Origin of the sequence: Streptomyces sp. HB132 (assembly GCF_016909575.1) — a bacterium.
Taxonomy (GTDB): Bacteria; Actinomycetota; Actinomycetes; order Streptomycetales; family Streptomycetaceae; genus Streptomyces.
Window position 1 is genome coordinate 454,333 of the sequence record NZ_JAFBGA010000003.1, and the last position, 19,893, is coordinate 474,225.

Below are 19,893 nucleotides of genomic sequence, written 5' to 3' on the forward strand. Positions count from 1 at the left end.
GGACCCGCGGGACGGATACCCCCGTCCGGATTCCACCCAGCCTGCCCCGGGCCTGCACTACGCACCCACGGTCGGCATGGGCGCGCCGGAGCCGCCCCGTCGCCGCCGGAACCGGACCACCGTCGTCGCCGTGGCCGCTGCCACGGCCGTCGTCGTGGCGTGCGGGGTGACCGGCTTCCTGGTACTCCGTGGCAACGGGCAGGACACGACCGACGGGAAGCCTCGGGCGACGGACTCGGCGGGCACCGGGGACACGAACCGGCGTTCGGCCGGGGGCGGTTCCGGTCCTCTCGTCGCCGGCTGGAACACGGTGGTCAATCCCAAGCGCGGGATCACCTTCGACGTACCGGGCACCTGGGCGCGCCAGTCCGCGGACTGGGTCAGCTACGTCGCCGAGGACAGCGACCCCGAGGAGAAGCCGCTGGTCGCGATGATGGCCCCGGCGGTCCTCAAGGAGAAGTGGTGCACGTCGGACGACGACAAGGACGGCGCCGAGGACGACACCCCGCTCGCGTCGACGGGCACCACCGGGGAAAAGGGTGCGAAGAGCGCGGCCGAGGCTGCCGAGAACACGGCGAAGAAGTGGGTCTACGGCGGCTACACCCAGCCCGACAGCACTCATCTCGAGATCGGTGAGGCCGAGTCGTACCGGACGAAGTCGGGTGTCGAGGGCAGCCTCGTGACCGTCACGTCCTCCGGAACACCGGCGAAGGGCAAGTGCGGCACCGACGGCAAGGCGGTGACGTTCGCCTTCAAGAACGCGGAGGGCAAGTTCGTGTCGTGGACGTACGTCGGGGCACACGGGGTGTCCGACGAGGTGTCAGACGCCACGATCCGCGAGATCCTCAGTACGGTACGGCTCTTCCAGGAGGGCGACGGGCAGGGCTGAGGGGGCCGCATACGGCTCCGCCCGGCCACCGGTCTCCGGAGGGCTCCTCGTTCGTGCTGACGGGCATGCCGGGATGAACTTCGCGGCCGACCCGCGCGGACTTCCCGGGCCGCCGTCCGCCCTCTCCTGTGCGCGGCGGGCCTCTCCACCCTGCCGCCGGTGTCAGTAGGTGTGTCCGGGCCGGTGCGGGTCCTCCCAGCGTGCGGGTCCGGAGAGGCCGAGCAGCCGTACGCAGTTGTCGTTTGCCGCGAAGACGTCAGTGGTTTTGCCACGGTGAGTGTCGGCGAATGGAGCGCCGGTGATTCGGCTGTGTTTTCGCATAGCGAGTTCAGTTGCGGTGGGTGACTTTGTGTATGCCGTAGATGGCGGCGCCGAGGGCGAGAACCCCGGCACCGGAAGTGACTGACGCCGGTGGGAGGGCGAAGGCGAGCGCCACACATCCGAGGGTGCCGACGATGGGTACTGCCCGGGGAGGGCGGCCTTCGGCACGGGTGAGGGTGAAGGCGGCGGCGTTGGCGACGGCGTAGTAGGCCAACACGCCGAAGGAGGAAAATCCGATGGCCCCGCGTAGGTCAACGGTCGCGGCGAGTACGGCGACGAGGGTTCCGACGACGAGTTCAGCGCGGTGTGGGATCTGGAATCGCGGGTGGACGGCGGCCAGGGCGTGGGGGAAGTGGCGGTCGCGGGCCATCGCGAGGATGGTGCGCGAAACGCCGAGGATCAGTGCCAGCAGGGAACCCAGGGCGGCGACGGCGGACCCGACGCGCACCACCGGGGCCATGGCCGGGGCTCCGGCGGCGCGGACCGCGTCGGCCAGCGGCGCGGTGGCGTCGGCCAGCCGCACCGGACCGAGCACGGCCAGGACGATGACGGCGACGGCCGCATACACCACGAGGGTGAGGCCGAGCGCGATCGGGATCGCGCGGGGAATGGTGCGTGCGGGGTCTCGGACTTCTTCGCCGAGGGTGGCGATGCGCGCGTATCCGGCGAAGGCGAAGAACAGCAGCCCGGCGGCCTGGAGCACCCCGCTGAAGGTGGTGTCCGTGCCGAGGTGCAGCCGCGCGGAGTCGGCAGTGCCACCCGTCAGGCAGACGGTGACCACGGCGGCGAGTACCGCGAGCACGATGGCGACGACGGCCCGGGTCAGCCAGGCCGACTTCTGCACTCCGGCGTAGTTCACCGCGGTCAGTACCACCACGGCGGAGACGGCCACCGCGTGCTCCTGCCCTGGCCACACGTATGAGCCGACGGTCAGGGCCATGGCCGCGCAGGATGCGGTTTTGCCGACCACGAATGCCCACCCGGCCAGGTAGCCCCAGAAGTCTCCGAGGCGCTCGCGGCCGTAGACGTAGGCGCCGCCGGATCGGGGGTAGCGGGCGGCCAGGCGTGCTGAGGAAGTGGCGTTGCAGTAGGCCACCGCGGCGGCGAGCGCGAGGCTGAGCAGCAGTCCTGACCCGGCAGCGTCGGCGGCCGGGGTGAGTGCGGCGAAGATACCCGCGCCGATCATCGAACCGAGGCCGATCAGGACGGCGTCGGAGACTCCCAGACGCCTGCTCAACTCGGGGCCACTGGCCGGGGCGGCTGGCGTGTTCAACACTCACTCCCTTGAGCGGAGCCCAAGGGGCCCGCTGTTGTTCCGATGACCGGCGCCGGCGCACCGTATCGGACCGGGGTGTCCTGCGGGGGGTGTCGCTGTTCGGGCCGAAGGATGCGCGGGGGTGAAGGGCGGACGCGACCGGCGCTGAGCCGGGGAACGACAGCCGTTCCGGGGAGGGCTGCCTCAGTGGGGTTGGAGCTCGGCGAGCAGGTGGCGGGTGTGCTGTTCGATCGCGTCGCGAATCGAGCGGATCGCGGCCAGACCCTGCCCGGCCGGGTCCTCCAGCTTCCAGTCGAGGTACGTCTTGCCGGGGAAGACGGGGCAGGTGTCGCCGCAGCCCATGGTGATCACCACGTCGGACGCCTGAACGGCTTCCACGGTCAACACCTTCGGAGTCTCGGTGGACATGTCGATGCCGACCTCCGCCATCGCCTGGACGGCGGCGGGGTTCACTGCGTCGGCTGGTGCTGACCCGGCGGAGCGGACCTCGACCTGGCCCTTGGAGAGGTGGGTGAGGAAGGCGGCGGCCATCTGGGAACGGCCTGCGTTGTGGACACACACGAACAGCACGGACGGCTTGGTCTCAGACACGGGCGGAACCTTCCGGGGCGACGGCGGGTACGGCCGCCGGGGTTGGCTGGGGGAAGAAGCGGCGGGCGGCCAGGGCGACGTAGACGAGGCCGATCAGGACGGGAACCTCGATGAGGGGACCGACGACCCCGGCGAGGGCCTGGCCGGAGTTGGCGCCGAAGGTGGCGATGGCGACCGCGATGGCCAGCTCGAAGTTGTTGCCCGCCGCGGTGAACGCCAGCGTCGTGGCCTTCGGGTAGTCCAGTCCGACCACGCGCCCGACTGCCATGGACCCGGCCCACATGAGGGCGAAGTACACCAGCAGCGGCAGGGCGATCCGTACGACGTCAAGCGGCTTCGAGGTGATGGCCTCGCCTTGGAGTGCGAACAGCACGACGATCGTGAACAGCAGCCCGTAGAGGGCGAACGGCCCGATGCGGGGGATCAGTTGCGACTCGTACCAGATGCGGCCCTTGGCCTTCTCGCCGAGGCGGCGGGTGAGGAAACCGGCCAGCAGCGGGATACCGAGGAAGACCAGCACGCTTCGGGCGATCTCCCAGACGGACACGTCGAGCGCGGTCTGCTCCAGGCCGAGCCAGCCGGGGAGTACGGAGAGGTAGAACCAGCCGAGCAGACTGAACGCGAGAACCTGGAAGACGGAGTTCAGGGCGACGAGGACGGCGGCGGCTTCGCGGTCGCCGCAGGCGAGGTCGTTCCAGATGATGACCATGGCGATGCAGCGGGCGAGGCCGACGATGATCAGGCCGGTGCGGTACTCGGGCAGGTCCGGCAGGAAGATCCATGCCAGGGCGAACATCAGAGCCGGGCCGATGACCCAGTTCAGGACCAGGGACGGGATGAGCAGGCGCCGGTCGCGGGTGACGGTGTCGAGGCGGTCGTAGCGGACCTTGGCGAGCACCGGGTACATCATCACGAGGAGGCCGAGCGCGATCGGCAGCGAGACGCCGGTGACGGTGACCTTCGCGAGCGCGTGCCCGAGTCCGGGCACGAGACGGCCCAGGCCGAGACCGGCGGCCATCGCGGTCAGAATCCACACGGCGAGGAAGCGGTCCAGGAACGACAGCCGCCCGGCGACCCGTCCCGCGGGCGCCGCCGTAGTGGTCGCTTCGGCGCTCACGAGGTGGCCCCGCCAGCCGCGGTCTCGGTCAGGGGCTGGCCGGCGGGACGGGTGAGGATCGCGGCGAGGCGGTCGGTCATCTGCGGCAGCAGCCGGTAGTACACCCACGTCCCACGCCGCTCGGAGTCGATGAGCCCGGCCTGCTTGAGCAGCTTGAGGTGGTGGGAGATCGTCGGTTGCGACAGGTCGAAGGCCGGGGTGAGGTCGCAGACGCAGACCTCACCGCCCGCACGGGAGGCGATCATCGACAGCAGCCGCAGACGCACGGGGTCACCCAGTGCCTTGAACACCTTCGCCAGCGTCTCGGCCTGGCCCTCGTCCAGCGGGGCGGTCAGCAGGGCGGGGCAGCATCCCTCGACGCCGTCCTGGCCAAGCACCACAAGCTCTTGTTTCGACATACTTCTATGTTGACGTTTTTCGATCCTAGGCGCAAGCTTGAATCGAAAGGCATCGATACAACCGATCCGGGGAGACCGCCATGTCCCGTGCCCAGCTCGCGCTCAACGTCGCCGACCTCGAAGCGTCGGTCACCTTCTACTCCAAGCTCTTCGGCGTCGAACCCGCCAAGCGCCGCCCCGGCTACGCCAACTTCGCGATCACCACCCCGCCGCTCAAGCTCGTCCTCGTCGAGGGCGAGCCGGGACAGGAGACCCGCCTGGACCACCTCGGCGTCGAGGTGGAGAGCACCGGCGAAGTCACTGCCGCCACCACCCGCCTCAAGGACGCCGGGCTCGCGACCTTCGAGGAGAACGACACCTCCTGCTGCTACGCCCTCCAGGACAAGGTGTGGGTGCACGGCCCCGGCAAGGAGCCGTGGGAGGTCTACGTCGTCAAGGCCGACGCCGACCAACTGGGCAAGAGCGCCGCGCTCGTCGGTGACGCCTGCTGTGTCGGTCAGCCGGAGGCGGCCGAGGCCCCGTCGGCGGCTGCGGGCTGTGCCTGCGGCAGCTGAGGCGTTGCGTACGCGGTAGTGGACCGCCGGGCATGATCAGGCCCGTCCGGGGCCGAGCAGCCGTACGCAGTGGTGCAGTTCCACAGGACGGCGGGGCCGGTCCCCTCCGCGGGCGGTTACGCTCTTGCCGGTCAGTGGACGAGCCGGAGGAGCTGAGAGTGCGCGACACCGCCGTGACCCCCGGAGGCGACCGGATCCGCTGGGTGGAGCTGCCCGGACAGGAGCCGGCCCGTGTCTACGTGCACGGCCTCGGCGCCACCTCCCCCGCCTACTTCGCACAGGCGGCCGCCCACCCACTGCTCACCGGCCGCAGGTCGCTGCTCGTCGACCTGCTGGGGCACGGCATCAGCGACCGGCCGACGGACTTCGACTACCGCCTGGAATCACACGCCGACGCGCTTGCCGCCGCGCTGACGTACGCGGGCGTCACGGGCGCGGAGTTGGTCGCGCACAGCATGGGCGGTTCGGTCGCCGTGGTCCTGGCGTCCCGTCACCCACGGCTGGTGTCGCGCCTGGTGCTGGTGGACGCGAATCTCGACCCCGTGACGCCGGTGTCCGGAGCCCCGGGGAGCAGCGGGATCGCCGCTCTCTCCGAGCCCGACTTCCTGGCGGGCGGCTGGCAGCACATCCGCGACCTGGCGGGCCCGCACTGGTGGTCCACGATGCGTCTGACCGGCCTGGAGGCCCTCCACCGAAGCGCCGTGCACCTGACCCGAGGGACCACTCCCACGATGCGCGAGCTACTGCTGGGGCTGAGCATCCCGCGAACGTTCCTGTACCCGGAGGCCGACGGCTCCCCCACCGGGGCAGACACCCTCTCCGAGGCCGGTGTGCGGGTGGTCCCGGTCCCGGACTGCGGGCACAACATCATGCTGGACCAGCCGGACGCGTTCGCACGGGAGACCGCTGCCGCGCTCTCGGCGGACGGCTGAGGGTCAGCGGTCCGGAAGTTCCTCCGAGCCGAAGATCTCTTCGGCGGTGGTGGCATGGACGGCACGGATCAGCCACTGACGGGACAGTTCCGAGTCGGTGCAGGTGGTGATCTTCTCGCGGGTGGCGTCGGTGATCTCGATGCCGCGGGCGCCGAGGAGGATCAGGATGCTCTCGCTGCGAGCTTGGGCGCGGCCCTGCGCGCGGCCCTCCTCCCGGATCTCCTCGGAGAGAGGCGAGATGTAGAAGGAGGGATCCACGGCCACCAGGTTCCTCCACTGTTGCGCGGCGGGGGATGCTGGGTGCCGCAGAGGGAACCCGGCATCGGAACGACTTGTTAACGATCAGTGGAGGGCGCCTCGCCGAAGATCTCGTCCCCTGTGGCGGCAAGGGCGGCGCGAACCAACCACTGGCTGAGGAGTTCCGGATCGGTGCAGGCTGTGATCTTCTCTCGGGTCCGGTCGCTGATCGCGATGCCGCGTGCGTCGAGGACGAGCAGGACGTCTGCGGAGCCTCTTTTGGCGCGGGCCTCGTCCCGGATTCCTTCGGAGAGCGGCGAAGTGTAGAAGGAGAGATCCACGGCCACCAGGTTCCTCCACTGTTGTGCGGCAGGGCGGTTGCCCAGGCCTTGTGCGATGAGTTCGACGAACGGTTCGGCGATCGATTCCGGTGTGTCGCGCAGGGCGACCGACATCGTCTTCAGTATCGCATCGACGTCCGGATTGTCTGCGTGTGTGATCGCGGAGAGTGTGGCGAGCGCGAGGTCCTTCCGGGCTTCGGCCACGTTGGTGATGACGGGCATGTTGTGGGGGCCCGCCACCAGGGGGCGGGTGGTGACGGTCGGCCATTGGGGCAGGCCGATCGTGAGGGGCCGGGCTGCCCACGCGGCAGTCGCGTGATCCTGGCAGATCACGAGGAGCAGCACGGGGAGCCGGTACTTGTTGTTGAGGTACGTGACGTAGTAGGGCCAGCTGGCTGTCTTGCCGGGGTCCCTCTTGCCTTGGGCTTCGATGATGAGGAGGAACGGCCCGTCGTTCTGCGTCTCGATCCGCAGGAGGGTGTCGACGCGCCGTTCGAGCGGTTCGTTCTCGGTGAGGTCGACGGTCAGGGGCTCTGCCGACGCGAGGGGCGGAAGTTCGAGCCCGAGGACCTCTGGAAGCCGGGAGAACAGGCCCGGGTCCTTCTGAAAGATGCGGTGCATCGCTTCGTGCGGGGCGCTGACCATGGGTTTCCGTTCGGGATCAGGCGGCTGTGGACAGGTCGGTGCGGCAGTCCCGGCAGTGGCCGGGGCGCCGCGAGCGGAAGGCGCGGTCGCAGCGCTCGCAGTTCTGGAGCGGGATCACGATCGCGCCCGGGCGGGTGGGTGGCGCGAGGTCCTGGGCGCCGGGGAGCGGCGGCGGCAGAAGAGCGGTGATGCGGTGCCGCAGGAGCTTCGCCGGGTGGTTGAGCGGCACGGGGAGGTCGGCGGTGAGGGCGTGCCGGACGGTGTCGGGATGGGCATCGCGTTCGAGCCAGGTGACGACGCCCGGGACGAGTACGCGGATGTCGTTCTCGGACAGCACCAGCTGAGGCGCGTGACGTCGCAGGTCGGAGAGAAGCGCGGCTGCCGTGCGCTGGAGCTCCGGGGTACACGCCTGCGGCTGCGGGAGCGGTGCGGGTGCTGCTGCGCGGGCGGTGGGTGGCGGCACGAGGACGGCGGCGGGTTGCGGCGGAGGTTGCGCGGGCGCCGGGATCACCAGGGCGGGCTCGCGCGGCGGGGACTCGGCCGCGCCGCGCGCGAACCGGGGCTTGGTGGCCGGGGCGGCGGGGGCGTCCGCGCCGGGCTGGTTGTACGAGACCGTGCGCGTCACGATCCGCCCGTCACCGAGGCGTACGCGGCTACGGTGCAGGTAACCGGCCGCCTCCAACTCCCTCAGGGCTGCGGCGATCCGGGTCTCGCTCTCCGGGAAGCGTTCGGCGAGGCGCTTGATGCCGATCCTCGCTCCGGCCGGCAGCGACTGGATGTGCACGGCCAGGCCGACCGCGACGAGGGAGAGGCCGCGATGCTGGGCGAGGTGGTTGCCGATGACGGTGAAGCCTGCGGTGTGCCGGACGTTGACGTGGATGACGCCCGATCCGGCGGGCTGAGCGCACGGGGGCGCGCTAATCTGCTGGGTACCCATCGGGAAGCCTCTACTTCCTCGGTGGTCAGGCCCTCGCTCGGGATTCCCGTCCCGGCGGGGGCCGTCTCATGTCTGTGGTGGTCGAGGCGAGCATATGCCCGACAACACATGCCAAATCCAGTTCAGTTGCCCTTTGTCACCCGAGTGAGTGACGAGGCCTGAACTACGGCGGGTTGGGTTGGGAGGGGTAATTTCCCCACGTCCTTAAAAGCTTTAGACATCGTGGGCCACCGCGTCGCGGCTCACCGGGTCGCGGGTCCCCGCGACCCGGTGACAGCGGTCACGGTGCGAGGTCGAGTTCGGCCCAGACCGTCTTGCGCGGGGCGGGCCCGACGTCGATGCCCCAGCGGTCCGCGAGCGCCCCGACGATCAGCAGGCCGCGCCCCGACTCGGCTTCACCGCCGGGCAGATCGAGGGTGCCGGGCGCGGGAGGCAGCCGTTCGCCCCGGGCGTCGGTCACTTCGATACGGAGGAGCGCATCGCGGAGGACAGCGAGGTACAGCCGGAAGTCCCGGCCTGCTACACGGCCGTGAACGGTGGCGTTGGTGGCCAGCTCGGCGACGATGTGCGCAGCCGACTCCGCGGGGAGCCCCCAGTGGGTCAGATGCGCCGTGGTGAGCAGACGGGCGAGTCTGGCGCCCCGGCGGGTGGGAGAGAGCAGCACGGTGAACTGCCGGGTCGGAGCGGAATGTTCGGTTCGGGTGATTTCTTGGGTCACGTCACTCAGCGTGGCCTCCTTTGCTTACCGTGAAGTGAGGCAAGTCGGTTACGTACGGTGATTGTCCGGTCCTTGTCCAGTGCTGTCCCGGCTGTCCGGGGTGACTGCCGGGGGATCACAGGGGTTGGTGCAAGAACGGCAGGCGCGTCGGAAGTGGGGCACGGATGAGCGTGGATGAGGCTGGCACGGCACGCGGCGGAGACGGAGCGGACGAGACCGGCTGGGAGGTTGATCCCGACGACGAGTCGGGCTCGGCGCTGGTCGCCTCCGTGGGCCGTCAGATCAAGGCGTGGCGGGAGTCGGCGGGCATGCGGGCCGGTGAGTTCGGGGCCGCGATCGGGTACGGGGAGGACCTCGTCTTCAAGGTGGAGGGCGGCCGGCGCATCCCCCGGCCGGAGTTCCTGGACAGGGCGGACGAGGTGCTGGGGGCGGGCGGGAAGCTCGCCATGCTGAAACGCGAGATGGCGGAGGCGCGGTACCCGAAGAAGGTTCGGGAGCTGGCGAAACTGGAGGCGCAAGCAGTCGAGCTCTTGGCGTATGGGGATCACAACCTGCACGGGCTGCTTCAGACCGCTGAGTACGCGCGAGCACTCTTCGAAATGCGACTGCCCGCGTACGAGCCGGAAGCAGTCGAGCAGGCAGTCGCCGCGCGTGTGGCCAGGCAGACGATCTTCGAGCGCAGCCCGTCTCCCGCGCTCAGTTTCGTGCAGGAGGAAGCAACGCTCAGGCGCCCGCTCGGGGGCACAATGGTCCTGCGTCGCCAGCTCGAACACCTGCTGTCGCTGAGCCGATTGCGACAGGTTGCCATCCAGGTCATGCCGATCTCCTGCGAGGAGCACGCCGGAATGCAAGGAGAGACGCAGGTGCTGAAGTTCAAGGACGGAACGGCTCTGGGACGCTCGGAGGGGGCGTTCAACGGACGAGCGGTATCCGATCCGAAACAGCTTCGAATCCTTGAGCTGCGGTATGGCATGATCCGGGCCCAGGCTCTCACCCCCCGGGAGTCGCTGGCCTTCATCGAGCAACTTCTGGGAGAGACATGATCAGCGACCTGCACGCAGGGGAAGATCACGGGTTGAAGTGGTCCAAGAGCAGTTACAGCAGCAACAGCAGTGAGGCGGACTGCGTCGAGGTAGCGACCTCACCCGGGACGGTGCACGTTCGCGACTCCAAGAGCCTTCCCGGCCCCCACCTCGGGTTCACTTCCACCACGTGGGAGACCTTCGTAGCCCACCTCTCCGTGGGCTGACCTCCCGACTGCCGCTGGATCGCGTCTACGCCAGCCTTACAGATCTCCTACGTGAGCGACGATCACAAACTCGGATCCGGCTCACGGAAGATGCGGATGCGGCCTTCATCGCGCGCACCCATATGACTTCCCGGTCGGCGGTAAGCCGTTCCACCGCTCTGCCGACAGGGAGCGACCACGCCGAGGGGTGACTGTTGCGACTGATCTCGTACGCGGTCTGACTCGCCGCATGCACAATGCTCCCCGTACGCCGTGCGGGGGTGCAGCCTGGTTCTTCGTGGTGGCGGAAGGAGCTCGCGCATGGGTTGGGGCGGCGGGCGGGTCTTACGCGATCGCAATGTGGCCTTCTACCTGAGTGGTGTGGTGGTCTCGGGCTTCGGCAGTTCCGCCATGGCTCTTGCAGCCGGTGTCTGGACCAAGTCGCTCACCGGGTCGGACAGTCTGGCCGCCCTGACGACCTTCTGCGTGTGGGCGCCGGTCCTGCTCGGCCCACTGATCGGCACGCTGGCCGACCGCACGCGTCGGCGGCCGCTGCTGATCTGGACCAATCTCGGCATGGCCGTAATCCTTCTGCCGCTTCTCGCCGTCCGATCCAGCGACCAGATCTGGATCCTGTTCGTCGTACTGACGTTGTACGGCACCAGTTCGGTGTTGCTGGACGCGGCGGAGGCCGCATTGGTGGCGGCCGCAGTACCGGAGACACTGCGCGGCGACTTCAACGGGCTGCGGATGACGGCGAACGAGGGGATGAAACTGATCGCGCCGCTTCTGGGCGCGCTTCTGTTCGTCCAGTTCGGCGGCCGTGCGGTGGCCCTTCTGGACGCGGTCACCTTCGTGCTCGCCGCACTGGCTTTCGCCTTCATCCGTGTGTCCGAACCCGCGCCCCGCCCGGCCAGGACCCAGCGATGGAGCGCCCAGGCCGCCGAAGGGATCCGCTATCTGCGACATCACCCGGTTCTGTGGCGCCTGGTGCTGGCCGGGGCCGCGACCATGGGCGTGGCCGGGCTGAACGGGGCGTCGGTGTACGCCGTGGTCGACGCCGGTCTCCACCGTCCGCCGGCCTTCGCCGGGGTCCTTTACGCCGTGCAGGGCGTCGGCTCCGTAGTGATCGGACTCTTCGCCGGTGCGCTGCTGCGGCGGGTGCCCGAGCGGGTCTTCGCCGCGGCCGGAATCATGCTGTTCGCGCTGGGTGTCGCCCTGCGTGTCATCCCGTCGGTGCCGGTCGTCCTGCTGGCGAGCGCGATGATCGGCGCGGGCCTCCCCTGTGTGCTGATCGCGGCCATGACTGCCGTTCAGCGCGTGACCCCGGGCGAACTCCTCGGCAGAGTGGCGGCAACCGCCAGCACTCTCCTCTTCGCCCCCAACGCCGTCGCCCTGGCTGCGGGGGCGGGCCTGCTCGCCCTCGTGGACCACCGCGTCCTGCTGGTCGGGGCCGGAACCGTCGCGGCCGCCGCCGCGGCCGGGTGCCTCCTCGGCAGCGACGCCCGAACCCATGGAGCGGCCCCCGCGCCGGAGGGATCGGTGCCTGTCCAGGACCGGGGCGCCGAAGGGTCCGAAGCCGCTCAGGATTCTCGCTGAGCCGACCGTAAGCGGTGCTCGGCGCCATATCGCCGTCGGCCGTCGAAAACGATCAATGCTCCGGGCGGCACCGGTCGAGGAAAAGCCTTGAACCTCCAGTGACTGGAGGCAGCAGAGTGGGAGCCATGGACGTCACCACTCTCCACTCGATCGGTGAGCTCTCCCGGCGGACCGGCCTGCCCGTGAGGACCATCCGGTTCTACTCCGATTCGGGGGTGGTGGCGCCGACCACCCGAAGCCCCGCCGGTCACCGGCTCTACGACCTCGGCGCGCTGCGCCGCCTGGAACTTCTGCGCACACTGCGTGAGCTGGGCATCGACCTGGCCACCGTCAAGCGGGTACTGGACCGCGAGCTCTCGGTGGCAGCAGTCGCCGCAGCGCACGTCGCGGCCATGGACGTCCAGATCCAGGTGCTGCAACTGCGTAGAAGTGTTCTGCGAGTCGTGGCCGACCGTGGGTCCGATCCCGAGGAGACCAAGCTCATGCACAGACTCACGCAGTTGTCCGGCGACGAACGCCGCCGCCTGATCGACGATTTCATCGACGGCACCTTCGGCCCGGAGCCTACCGACCCAGCCGCGGTGGCCATGGTGCGCGCTGCCACACCCGACCTCCCCGACGACGCGTCCAGCGAGCAGGTAGCCGCATGGGTGGAGCTCGCCGAACTGGTCGGCGACCAGGGCTTCCGAGCCCGGATGCGCCGGGCGGCGGAGCGCCAGGCCTCCGGGCGCACGCTCGACATCGAGAGCGCGGCGGGCGAGGAACTGATGGAGTTCACCCGCCGGACGGTGACCGAGGCCGTGCACGCGGGCGTAGGCCCGCTCAGCAGCGCGGCCGCACCCGTCGTCGAGGAACTGGTGCACCGCTTCGCCGAGGTGTTCGCGCGTACGCCCGACGCGGAGTTCCGGGACTGGATGGCCCAACGATTCGAAGAGGCGCACGATCCCAGGGTGGACCGGTACTGGCAGTTGGTGTGGATCGTCAACGGCTGGCAGGTGGTGCCGAACTTGGTCCCCGTGCAGCCCTGGATCACCGAGGCCCTGCGAGCGGAACCCGCTCGGAGGGAGGCGTGACCACTGGAGCTGGAACCGCAGGGCCACAAGGGTGGCAATCACCCGATCGGTGAATACCGGTCTATGGTCGATTCTCGCCCGGCCTCATCGGAGTTGAGGCAAGAAGAGGTCGGGCCGCAGCCGCTCACCACCGGAATTCACCTTCGTAGAGGCGTCGGTGCCACCATTCGCCATGCCACCGCAGGCGCCGGTGGGCGTGTGGGTCGGGCAAGGTCCGGCGGCGGAACTCTGCGTCCAGACACGCCACCACTCGACCGAGTTCCGCGCGGGACGGCTGTGGAAGCGAACGCAACACTTCCTGCAGAACGTCCCGGGCGTTGGCCACGTCGACGAGCGAGGACTCCGGATGGGGCGAGGCTGGGAAGCACAGGTCCAGGTAGCGGCCGGGCTGTCGCAGGAACGCCCGGTAGTGCCTGAGCGCGGCTTCCACCGCCCCCTCCCACAAGCCGTCCCGCAGCCCGGCCCAGGAGTCACCGTGCTCACGCTCCGTACGCTGAATCTCGGCGCAGGTGCGCTCGGACAACCCGGGAATTCGACAGGTCCAAGGGCTCCAGACGGGCGGGACCGGATTTTCGGCGCGAAGCGCGCCGGGCCGTCTACGCGGCATGTGCCTTTCGGTTGGTCATCATGCTTGCGATCATGCCGGACGGCCTGACAGCCCACAAGGCCCTGCGGCCCTCACGGCCTCCCGGCAAACTCGCACCATCCGACCTTCGCGGCTTGCGCTCGCCGACACCCCACTTGTCGAACGGGGCCTCGATGAACAGCAGCCCACACCCCGCTCTGTCGCGGACCCCCGACATCGGCGATGCAGCGTGCAGGGCCACCGCCGCTGTGGTCCACGCCGCAGTCGGACGCTCAACGTGCGAAAAGCGCCTGCCTGCGTGCGGTGGTGAGACCGGAGACGTAAGGAAGGAGGGGTCGGATCCCCCCTCCGGACCCGACCCCTCACCACCTGCTCCCCCGCCCCCTCAGGCGCCCCGTACCGCCGCGGTGGACCCCCGTACCACCAGCTCCGGCTGGAACACGTACTCCGTGCGCTGCACGGGGCTTCCGGCGATCTCCTCCAGGAGGGCGCCCACCGCCGCCGCCGCCATCGCCTGTACCGGCTGGCGCACGGTGGTCAGGGGCGGGTCGGTGAAGGCGATCAGCTGCGAGTCGTCGAAGCCGACTACGGAGACGTCACGCGGGACGTCGAAGCCCCTCCCCCGGGCCGCCCGGACCACGCCGAGCGCCATCAGGTCGCTGCCGCAGACGATGCCGGTGCAGCCCTGGTCGAGCAGGGCGCCTGCCGCGACCTGACCGCCCTCGACACTGAACAGCGTGGAGCAGACCAGGAGTTCGGCCTCGTCACGGTCCATGTCGAGCAGCGAGACGGCAGCGTCGACGAAGCCGTCGCGCTTGCGTCGGGAGGGCACGTAGCGCTGCGGTCCGATGGCCAGACCGATACGCCGGTGCCCGAGTTCGGCGAGGTGGCTGACGGCCATGCGTACGGCGGCCTGGTCGTCGGGCGAGACGAACGGGGCGCTGATGCGTTCGTTGTAACCGTTGATCAGGACGAACGGCACGCCGCGTTCGGTGAGCGCGGCGTAGCGTGCCGGGTCGGCCGAGGTGTCGGCGTGCAGCCCGGACAGGAACACGATGCCGCCGACGCCGCGCTCCACGAGCTGTTCGACCAGCTCGTCCTCGGTGGCGCCGCCGGGGAGCTGGGTGCAGAGCACGGGGGTGTATCCGTGACCCGCGAGCACCTGTTCCACGGACTGCGCGAACGCCGGGAAGATCGGGTTGACGAGTTCGGGTGTCACCAGTCCGATCAGTCCGGCGCTGCGCTGCCGCAGTCGTACGGGGCGTTCGTAGCCGAGGATGTCGAGCGCCGCGAGCACCCGCTGGCGCGTGGTGTCCGCGACGCCCGGCTTCCCGTTGAGCACCCGGCTGACGGTGGCCTCGCTGACCGCGGCCTGACCGGCGATGTCGGAGAGCCGCAGCGCCGGTCCGGTCCTGGGTGCGGGGACGGTCACACCGTCCACCACACCGTGGTGTCGGCGGGCAGCTCGACGGTGGTGCCGTCGACGGCGACCGGGCCGCTGGCGAGCAGCAGGGTGCCGGGGGCGGCGATCCGCACCGGCACACTGGTGGTGTTGACGGTGCAGACGAAGCCGGGGCGGCCGAGCGCGAGCACGCCCTCGGGGGCGTCCAGCCACTCGACGTCCGTGCCGGCGCCGAGACCCGGGTGCTCGCGGCGGGCGGCGATCGCGGCGCGGTACAGCTCCAGGGTGGAGCCCTCCACACCGGTCTGAGCCTCGACGGAGAGCTCGCCCCAGGTGTCGGGCTGCGGCAGCCAGCTGCCGCCGCTGCCGAAGCCGTACGAGCTGCCCTCGCGGGTCCACGGAATCGGCACCCGGCAGCCGTCGCGGAAGCCGTCCTGGCCCTCGGCGCGGAAGAACGACGGGTCCTGGCGCGCCTCGTCGGGCAGGTCGGTGACGTCCGGCAGGCCGAGCTCCTCACCCTGGTAGACGTAGGCGGAGCCGGGCAGGGCCAGCATCAGCAGGGTGGCCGCGCGTGCCCGGCGCAGACCGAGCTCGCGGTCTCCGGGGGTACGGATCTGGGTGCCCAGGCCCGGCGGGTTGGCGAAGCGGGTGGCGTGCCGGGTGACGTCGTGGTTGGAGAGCACCCAGGTGGTGGGGGCGCCCACCGGACGCATCGCGTCGAGCGAGGAGTCGATGACGGCACGCAGCTCGGCGGCGTTCCAGGCGGTCGTGAGGTACTGGAAGTTGAAGGCCTGGTGCATCTCGTCCGGGCGCACGTAGTTGGCCGTGCGCTCGACGGTGGGGGTCCACGCCTCGGCGACGAGGACGCGGTCGCCGGAGTACTCGTCGAGGACGGTGCGCCAGCTCCGGTAGATCTCGTGCACACCGTCCTGGTCGAAGAAGGGCATGACGTCGTTGCCCAGCAGCTTCAGCTGGTCGTGCGATCCGAGATCCGGCAGTCCCTCAGCCTTGACGAGGCCGTGGGCGACGTCGACGCGGAAGCCGTCGACGCCCATGTCGAGCCAGAAGCGCAGGATGGAACGGAACTCGTCGGCGACGGCCGGGTGCTCCCAGTTGAAGTCGGGCTGCTCGGGCGCGAAGAGGTGCAGGTACCACTCGCCGGGGGTGCCGTCCGGGTTCGTGGTCCGGGTCCAGGCGGGGCCTCCGAAGATGGACTCCCAGTCATTGGGCGGGAGTTCGCCGTCGGAGCCCTTGCCGGGGCGGAAGTGGTAGCGCTCACGCAGGGCGGATCCGGGGCCCTCGGCGAGGGCGCGCTTGAACCACTCGTGCTGGTCGGAGGAGTGGTTGGGCACCAGGTCGACGATGACGCGCAGATCCAGGCCGTGGGCCTCGCGGATCAGCGCGTCGGCGTCGTGGAGCGTGCCGAACATCGGGTCGATCGCCCGGTAGTCGGCGACGTCGTAGCCCGCGTCGGCCTGCGGCGAGGCGTAGTAGGGGCTGAGCCACACGGCGTCCACACCGAGGTCCCTCAGGTACGGGAGCCGCGCGGTGACACCCGCGAGGTCCCCCATGCCGTCGCCGTTGCCGTCGGCGAAGCTGCGTGGGTACACCTGGTAGATCACCGCGTCCTGCCACCAGCCGGTGCGGTGGCCCGGGGCGTCGTCGGACGTGCCGGTGGAGGGGGCAGCGAGGTGCTGGGTCATGTCGTCCCTGGGGTGTCTGGGTGGGGAGCGGCGCCGGGACCGGGTCGGAGGGCCGGCGCCGCCGTGACGGGCGCGGTGGTGCGGTCGTGCGGGACTGTGCGTCAGCCCTTGACGGCTCCGGCGGACATGCCGGTCACCAGGTGCTTCTGCGCGAAGAGGAAGACCAGTGCTGCGGGGATCGCGATGAGCACGGACGCCGCGGTCATCGGGCCCCACTGGGCTCCGTACTGGTTGACGAACTTCTGCAGCCCGCCGGCCAGCGTGAGGTTCTCGTCACCCACCATGAAGGCGGAGGCGTAAGCCACTTCGCCCCAGGCGGTGATGAAGGAGTAGAAGGCGGTGACGGCGAGACCGGGTTTGGCGAGCGGCAGGATCAGCCGCCAGAACGTGCCGAACGGTGTGAGTCCGTCGACCTGACCCGACTCGTCGATCTCACGCGGGATCGTGTCGAAGAAGCCCTTCATCATCCAGGCGCAGAAGGGCACCGAGATGGTGAGGTAGGTGATGACGAGCCCGGCCGGCTGGTTGAGCAGGCCCATCGTCGACATGATGTTGTAGATCGGCACGATGAGGACGGCCACCGGGAACATCTGGGTGACCAGCAGCGTCCACATCAGCCCGCGCTTGCCGGGGAAGCGGAAGCGGCTGACGGCGTAACCGGTGGTGGCGGAGACGAAGACGCCGATGACGGTCGAGAGTCCCGCGACGATCACGGAGTTGCCGAACCAGCTCAGGAACTCGGTGTCCTTGATCAGGTTCGTGTAGTTCTCGAACGTCGTCTCTTTGAAGAAGTCCGTGGTCGACGCGAACTTCGCGGGCTTCAGCGAGGTCAGCAGGACCCACAGCACCGGGAAGACCGCGATCACCGACGTGATGATCAGGGTGAGGTGCAGGGCCAGGGACGCGGCCGGCGAGCGGTCGCCGCGCTTGCGGACCTTGCGGGCGCCGTGCTTGGCGGGGGTGGCGGCGGGGGTAGCCGTGACAGTGGTCACCAGGTGTCTCCCTGTGAGCGGAGCACTCGCCGGTACACCATGGCGAAGAGCATCAGGAGTACGAGGATCAGGACGCCCCAGGTGGAGGACTGCGCGAAGTCGCGCGGGCTGATCTCGAAGGAGAATTTGTACGCCTGGGTGACCAGGATCTGGGTGGCCTCACCAGGTCCGCCGCGGGTCAGCAGGAAGATCACCGGGAACATGTTGAAGGTCCAGATGGTGGAGAGCAGCACCACCGTGGTGGACACCGGGCGCAGTCCGGGGAGCGTGACGTGGCGGAAGCGCTGCCAGGCGGTGGCGCCGTCCATCTCCGCGGCCTCGTACTGCTCCGAGGGGATGGACTGCAGTCCGCCGAGCAGGGCGACCATCATGAACGGCACGCCGAGCCAGACGTTGACGGCGATGACGGAGAACTTGGCCCAGGTGGGGTCGTTCAGCCAGGGTATGCCGTCGATCCCGGCCCCGCCGAGGATCTTGTTGAGCAGGCCGTTGTTCTCGTTGTAGAGGAAGCGCCAGGCGAAGACCGAGACGAAGCCGGGGATCGCCCAGGGCAGGATCAGCGCCATGCGGTAGGCGGAGCGGCCGGCGATCCTGCGGTTGAGGATGTTGGCGAGCGCCATGCCCAGGCAGAAGGTGATGGTCACACAGGAGACCGTCCACACCAGCGTCCAGCCCAGCGTCCCGAGGAACTGGTTGCCGGTCAGGGCGTCGGCGTAGTTGTCCAGACCCACGAACTCGTAGGTGGCGGGCATCTTGTTGACGCCGATGGACCGGGCGACGTTGCGCTCGTCGGCATCGGTCAGCGAGAGCCAGATGCCGCGGACCAGCGGGTAGCCGATGATCACGCCGATCACGAGCACGACCGGGGCGACCATGGTCCAGGCGTACCAGTGGACCGACAGGCCGCGCCGGAACCTGCTCGGCGGCGGGGGGGTACCAGTACCGCGGCTCCGGCCGCGGGCGACGTCGTCGCCCGCGGCCTTCGCCACCGACTGGCTGGTGTGGACAGCCATCAGTCGGCCTGCCTTCCTGGGTTACTTCCAGCCCTCGAGGAGCTTGCGGTAGGAGTCGCCGGTCGACTTGGCCGCCTTCTCCGGCGTGGTCTGGCCGGTGAGGACCTTGGTGTACTCGACGTTCAGCGGGGCGAAGAGGCTGCCGGTCTCCGGGATCCAGGGACGCTCGACCGAGGTCTCGACGACGGGCTTGAAGAACTGGACGATCTCGCTGTTCACGGCCTCCTTCTTGGAGTACGCGGAGGTGCGGGTCGGCAGCAGGTTCAGCTCACCGGCGGTCTGCGCCTGGGACTCGACCGACGTCATGTACTCGACGAAGGCGTAGGAGGCGTCGATGTTCTTGGAGCCCGCGTAGACGCCGAGGTTGTGGCCGCCCTGCGGGGCGCCCTGCGCGGAGGAGCCGGCCGGCACCGTGGAGATGCCCAGGTTCGCCTTGTCGGTGAACTCCTTGCCGGTGAGCGTGTCGGCCACGGCCCAGGGGCCGTTGATCATCATCGCGACGTCGCCGTTCTTGAACGACTGCATCATGTTCTCCCAGCCGTCCGTGGCGTCGGTCTTGGCCGCCCCGGAGTCGACGAGGTCCTTCACGACGTCAAAGGCCTTGACGCCCTCGGCGCTGTCCACGGTGACGGTCTTCGAGTCGGCGTCGACCAGGTCGCCGCCCTCGCCGTAGAGGAAGGAGAGGAAGTAGTACGAGTCGTCGCCGCGCAGGTAGAGACCGGTCTTGCCGGTCTTGTCCTTGATCTTCTTGGCGATGCTCTTCAGATCGGCGATCGTCGCGGGCGGCTCGACACCGGCGTCCTTGAACATCTTCTTGTTGTAGAAGATGCCCATGGAGTCGATCACCTGCGGGACCGCGAAGGTCTTGCCCTCGTACTTGGTCGACGCGGCGGCCTGCTTGAGGAAGTCGTCCTGGTCCTTGAGCGCCGTGGTGCCGTCCAGCGGGGCCAGGTAGCCGAGGCTCGCGAACTCGGGGGTCCAGGCGACCTCGGAGCGGATGACGTCGGGGGCGCCGGAACCGGCCTGGGCCGCGTTCTTGAACTTGTTCTGCGCCTCACCGAACGGGACGTTGACGTACTTGACGTCGACCTTGGGGTGCTTCTTCTCGAAGCCCTCGGCGATCTTCTTGAAGACCTTGTCCTCGCTGCCGACGTTCGAGGTGTCCCACCAGGTCACCGTGCCGGAGAGCTCGCCCGAGCTCTTGCTGCCGCCGGACTCGTCGTCGCTTCCGCAAGCGGTCGCCGCGAGCGCCAGGGTCGCGACCAGGGCGGTGGCCGTTATGCCACGTCGCATCTGAACTCCTTCAACTGCCGTACCGCTCCGTCGCGGCGCCGGGTCGAC

At 69.4% G+C, this 19,893-nt stretch carries 21 protein-coding genes; 7 read left to right on the forward strand and 14 right to left on the reverse strand.

The window, feature by feature from the left end; all coding sequences use genetic code 11:
- Nucleotides 1-76: 76 nt before the first annotated feature.
- Nucleotides 77-889 (forward strand): hypothetical protein, encoded by an 813-nt coding sequence (locus tag JOC24_RS09735; RefSeq protein WP_205020019.1) that lies wholly within the window; start codon nucleotides 77-79, stop codon nucleotides 887-889.
- Nucleotides 890-1,217: 328 nt separating this feature from the next.
- On the opposite strand, the gene JOC24_RS09740 is transcribed toward JOC24_RS09735, so the two are convergent.
- The 4 genes from JOC24_RS09740 to JOC24_RS09755 form a co-directional block, all read right to left on the reverse strand.
- Nucleotides 1,218-2,483: an APC family permease gene (locus tag JOC24_RS09740; RefSeq protein ID WP_205019730.1), complete on the reverse strand. Its 1,266-nt coding sequence runs from the start codon at nucleotides 2,481-2,483 to the stop codon at nucleotides 1,218-1,220.
- Nucleotides 2,484-2,669: 186 nt separating this feature from the next.
- Nucleotides 2,670-3,077, reverse strand: a complete 408-nt coding sequence (locus JOC24_RS09745) for an arsenate reductase ArsC (protein WP_205019731.1) — start codon at nucleotides 3,075-3,077, stop codon at nucleotides 2,670-2,672.
- The gene (gene arsB / locus JOC24_RS09750; protein ID WP_205019732.1) at nucleotides 3,070-4,194 is read right to left on the reverse strand and encodes an ACR3 family arsenite efflux transporter; all 1,125 of its coding nucleotides are present in this window, start codon (nucleotides 4,192-4,194) and stop codon (nucleotides 3,070-3,072) included. Before arsB ends, JOC24_RS09745 begins: the two co-directional genes overlap by 8 nt.
- Nucleotides 4,191-4,592 (reverse strand): ArsR/SmtB family transcription factor, encoded by a 402-nt coding sequence (locus JOC24_RS09755; protein ID WP_205019733.1) that lies wholly within the window; start codon nucleotides 4,590-4,592, stop codon nucleotides 4,191-4,193. The genes arsB and JOC24_RS09755 overlap by 4 nt, the downstream gene beginning before the upstream one ends.
- Nucleotides 4,593-4,672: 80 nt before the next feature.
- Between JOC24_RS09755 and JOC24_RS09760 the strand changes: the two genes are divergently transcribed.
- Both JOC24_RS09760 and JOC24_RS09765 read left to right on the forward strand, forming a co-directional pair.
- Nucleotides 4,673-5,146, forward strand: coding sequence for an ArsI/CadI family heavy metal resistance metalloenzyme (locus JOC24_RS09760; protein WP_205019734.1), 474 nt, complete (start codon nucleotides 4,673-4,675; stop codon nucleotides 5,144-5,146).
- A gap of 158 nt (nucleotides 5,147-5,304) precedes the next feature.
- The gene (locus JOC24_RS09765; RefSeq protein ID WP_205019735.1) at nucleotides 5,305-6,078 is read left to right on the forward strand and encodes an alpha/beta fold hydrolase; all 774 of its coding nucleotides are present in this window, start codon (nucleotides 5,305-5,307) and stop codon (nucleotides 6,076-6,078) included.
- A gap of 3 nt (nucleotides 6,079-6,081) precedes the next feature.
- Here the strand turns inward: JOC24_RS09765 and JOC24_RS09770 are convergent, their stop codons facing one another.
- The 4 genes from JOC24_RS09770 to JOC24_RS09785 form a co-directional block, all read right to left on the reverse strand.
- A complete protein-coding gene (locus JOC24_RS09770) occupies nucleotides 6,082-6,342 on the reverse strand; it encodes a hypothetical protein (protein WP_239580092.1) in 261 nt (86 codons plus the stop codon).
- A gap of 71 nt (nucleotides 6,343-6,413) precedes the next feature.
- Nucleotides 6,414-7,301, reverse strand: coding sequence for a hypothetical protein (locus JOC24_RS09775; protein WP_205019736.1), 888 nt, complete (start codon nucleotides 7,299-7,301; stop codon nucleotides 6,414-6,416).
- A 16-nt stretch (nucleotides 7,302-7,317) separates the two neighbouring features.
- The gene (locus JOC24_RS09780) at nucleotides 7,318-8,238 is read right to left on the reverse strand and encodes a helix-turn-helix domain-containing protein (RefSeq protein ID WP_205019737.1); all 921 of its coding nucleotides are present in this window, start codon (nucleotides 8,236-8,238) and stop codon (nucleotides 7,318-7,320) included.
- Nucleotides 8,239-8,518: 280 nt separating this feature from the next.
- Entirely contained in the window at nucleotides 8,519-8,956 is a 438-nt protein-coding gene (locus JOC24_RS09785; protein WP_205019738.1) for an ATP-binding protein, read from the reverse strand.
- A gap of 164 nt (nucleotides 8,957-9,120) precedes the next feature.
- Here JOC24_RS09785 and JOC24_RS09790 point away from each other — a divergent pair, with 164 nt between their 5' ends.
- The 4 genes from JOC24_RS09790 (at nucleotide 9,121) to JOC24_RS09805 (ending at nucleotide 12,856) form a co-directional block, all read left to right on the forward strand.
- The gene (locus JOC24_RS09790) at nucleotides 9,121-9,999 is read left to right on the forward strand and encodes a helix-turn-helix domain-containing protein (RefSeq protein WP_205019739.1); all 879 of its coding nucleotides are present in this window, start codon (nucleotides 9,121-9,123) and stop codon (nucleotides 9,997-9,999) included.
- A 32-nt stretch (nucleotides 10,000-10,031) separates the two neighbouring features.
- A complete protein-coding gene (locus JOC24_RS09795) occupies nucleotides 10,032-10,205 on the forward strand; it encodes a DUF397 domain-containing protein (protein ID WP_374104488.1) in 174 nt (57 codons plus the stop codon).
- A 300-nt stretch (nucleotides 10,206-10,505) separates the two neighbouring features.
- Nucleotides 10,506-11,783: an MFS transporter gene (locus tag JOC24_RS09800; RefSeq protein ID WP_205019741.1), complete on the forward strand. Its 1,278-nt coding sequence runs from the start codon at nucleotides 10,506-10,508 to the stop codon at nucleotides 11,781-11,783.
- Between the two features lie 125 nt (nucleotides 11,784-11,908).
- Nucleotides 11,909-12,856, forward strand: a complete 948-nt coding sequence (locus tag JOC24_RS09805) for a MerR family transcriptional regulator (protein ID WP_205019742.1) — start codon at nucleotides 11,909-11,911, stop codon at nucleotides 12,854-12,856.
- Nucleotides 12,857-12,980: 124 nt separating this feature from the next.
- Here the strand turns inward: JOC24_RS09805 and JOC24_RS09810 are convergent, their stop codons facing one another.
- The 6 genes from JOC24_RS09810 to JOC24_RS09835 form a co-directional block, all read right to left on the reverse strand.
- Nucleotides 12,981-13,379, reverse strand: a complete 399-nt coding sequence (locus tag JOC24_RS09810; protein WP_205019743.1) for a hypothetical protein — start codon at nucleotides 13,377-13,379, stop codon at nucleotides 12,981-12,983.
- Nucleotides 13,380-13,827: 448 nt separating this feature from the next.
- Nucleotides 13,828-14,886 (reverse strand): LacI family DNA-binding transcriptional regulator, encoded by a 1,059-nt coding sequence (locus JOC24_RS09815; RefSeq protein ID WP_205019744.1) that lies wholly within the window; start codon nucleotides 14,884-14,886, stop codon nucleotides 13,828-13,830.
- Nucleotides 14,871-16,547 carry a glycoside hydrolase family 13 protein gene (locus JOC24_RS09820; RefSeq protein ID WP_205019745.1) on the reverse strand — a complete coding sequence of 559 codons (1,677 nt, stop codon included), beginning with the start codon at nucleotides 16,545-16,547 and terminating at the stop codon, nucleotides 14,871-14,873. Before JOC24_RS09820 ends, JOC24_RS09815 begins: the two co-directional genes overlap by 16 nt.
- Nucleotides 16,548-16,648: 101 nt before the next feature.
- Entirely contained in the window at nucleotides 16,649-17,539 is an 891-nt protein-coding gene (locus JOC24_RS09825) for a sugar ABC transporter permease (RefSeq protein ID WP_205019746.1), read from the reverse strand.
- The gene (locus JOC24_RS09830; RefSeq protein ID WP_205019747.1) at nucleotides 17,536-18,552 is read right to left on the reverse strand and encodes a carbohydrate ABC transporter permease; all 1,017 of its coding nucleotides are present in this window, start codon (nucleotides 18,550-18,552) and stop codon (nucleotides 17,536-17,538) included. The genes JOC24_RS09825 and JOC24_RS09830 overlap by 4 nt, the downstream gene beginning before the upstream one ends.
- A gap of 21 nt (nucleotides 18,553-18,573) precedes the next feature.
- Nucleotides 18,574-19,845: an extracellular solute-binding protein gene (locus JOC24_RS09835; protein ID WP_205019748.1), complete on the reverse strand. Its 1,272-nt coding sequence runs from the start codon at nucleotides 19,843-19,845 to the stop codon at nucleotides 18,574-18,576.
- Nucleotides 19,846-19,893: the final 48 nt, after the last annotated feature.

Excerpts from the sequence above, each read along its gene's own strand:
- JOC24_RS09830 (WP_205019747.1), bottom strand. The coding sequence starts at position 18,552 with ATGGCTGTCCACACCAGCCAGTCGGTGGCGAAGGCCGCGGGCGACGAC.
- JOC24_RS09780 (WP_205019737.1), bottom strand. The coding sequence starts at position 8,238 with ATGGGTACCCAGCAGATTAGCGCGCCCCCGTGCGCTCAGCCCGCCGGA.
- JOC24_RS09775 (WP_205019736.1), bottom strand. The coding sequence starts at position 7,301 with ATGGTCAGCGCCCCGCACGAAGCGATGCACCGCATCTTTCAGAAGGAC.
- JOC24_RS09735 (WP_205020019.1), top strand. The coding sequence starts at position 77 with ATGGGCGCGCCGGAGCCGCCCCGTCGCCGCCGGAACCGGACCACCGTC.
- JOC24_RS09805 (WP_205019742.1), top strand. The coding sequence starts at position 11,909 with ATGGACGTCACCACTCTCCACTCGATCGGTGAGCTCTCCCGGCGGACC.
- JOC24_RS09760 (WP_205019734.1), top strand. The coding sequence starts at position 4,673 with ATGTCCCGTGCCCAGCTCGCGCTCAACGTCGCCGACCTCGAAGCGTCG.
- JOC24_RS09820 (WP_205019745.1), bottom strand. The coding sequence starts at position 16,547 with ATGACCCAGCACCTCGCTGCCCCCTCCACCGGCACGTCCGACGACGCC.
- JOC24_RS09790 (WP_205019739.1), top strand. The coding sequence starts at position 9,121 with ATGAGCGTGGATGAGGCTGGCACGGCACGCGGCGGAGACGGAGCGGAC.
- JOC24_RS09800 (WP_205019741.1), top strand. The coding sequence starts at position 10,506 with ATGGGTTGGGGCGGCGGGCGGGTCTTACGCGATCGCAATGTGGCCTTC.
- JOC24_RS09755 (WP_205019733.1), bottom strand. The coding sequence starts at position 4,592 with ATGTCGAAACAAGAGCTTGTGGTGCTTGGCCAGGACGGCGTCGAGGGA.
- JOC24_RS09835 (WP_205019748.1), bottom strand. The coding sequence starts at position 19,845 with ATGCGACGTGGCATAACGGCCACCGCCCTGGTCGCGACCCTGGCGCTC.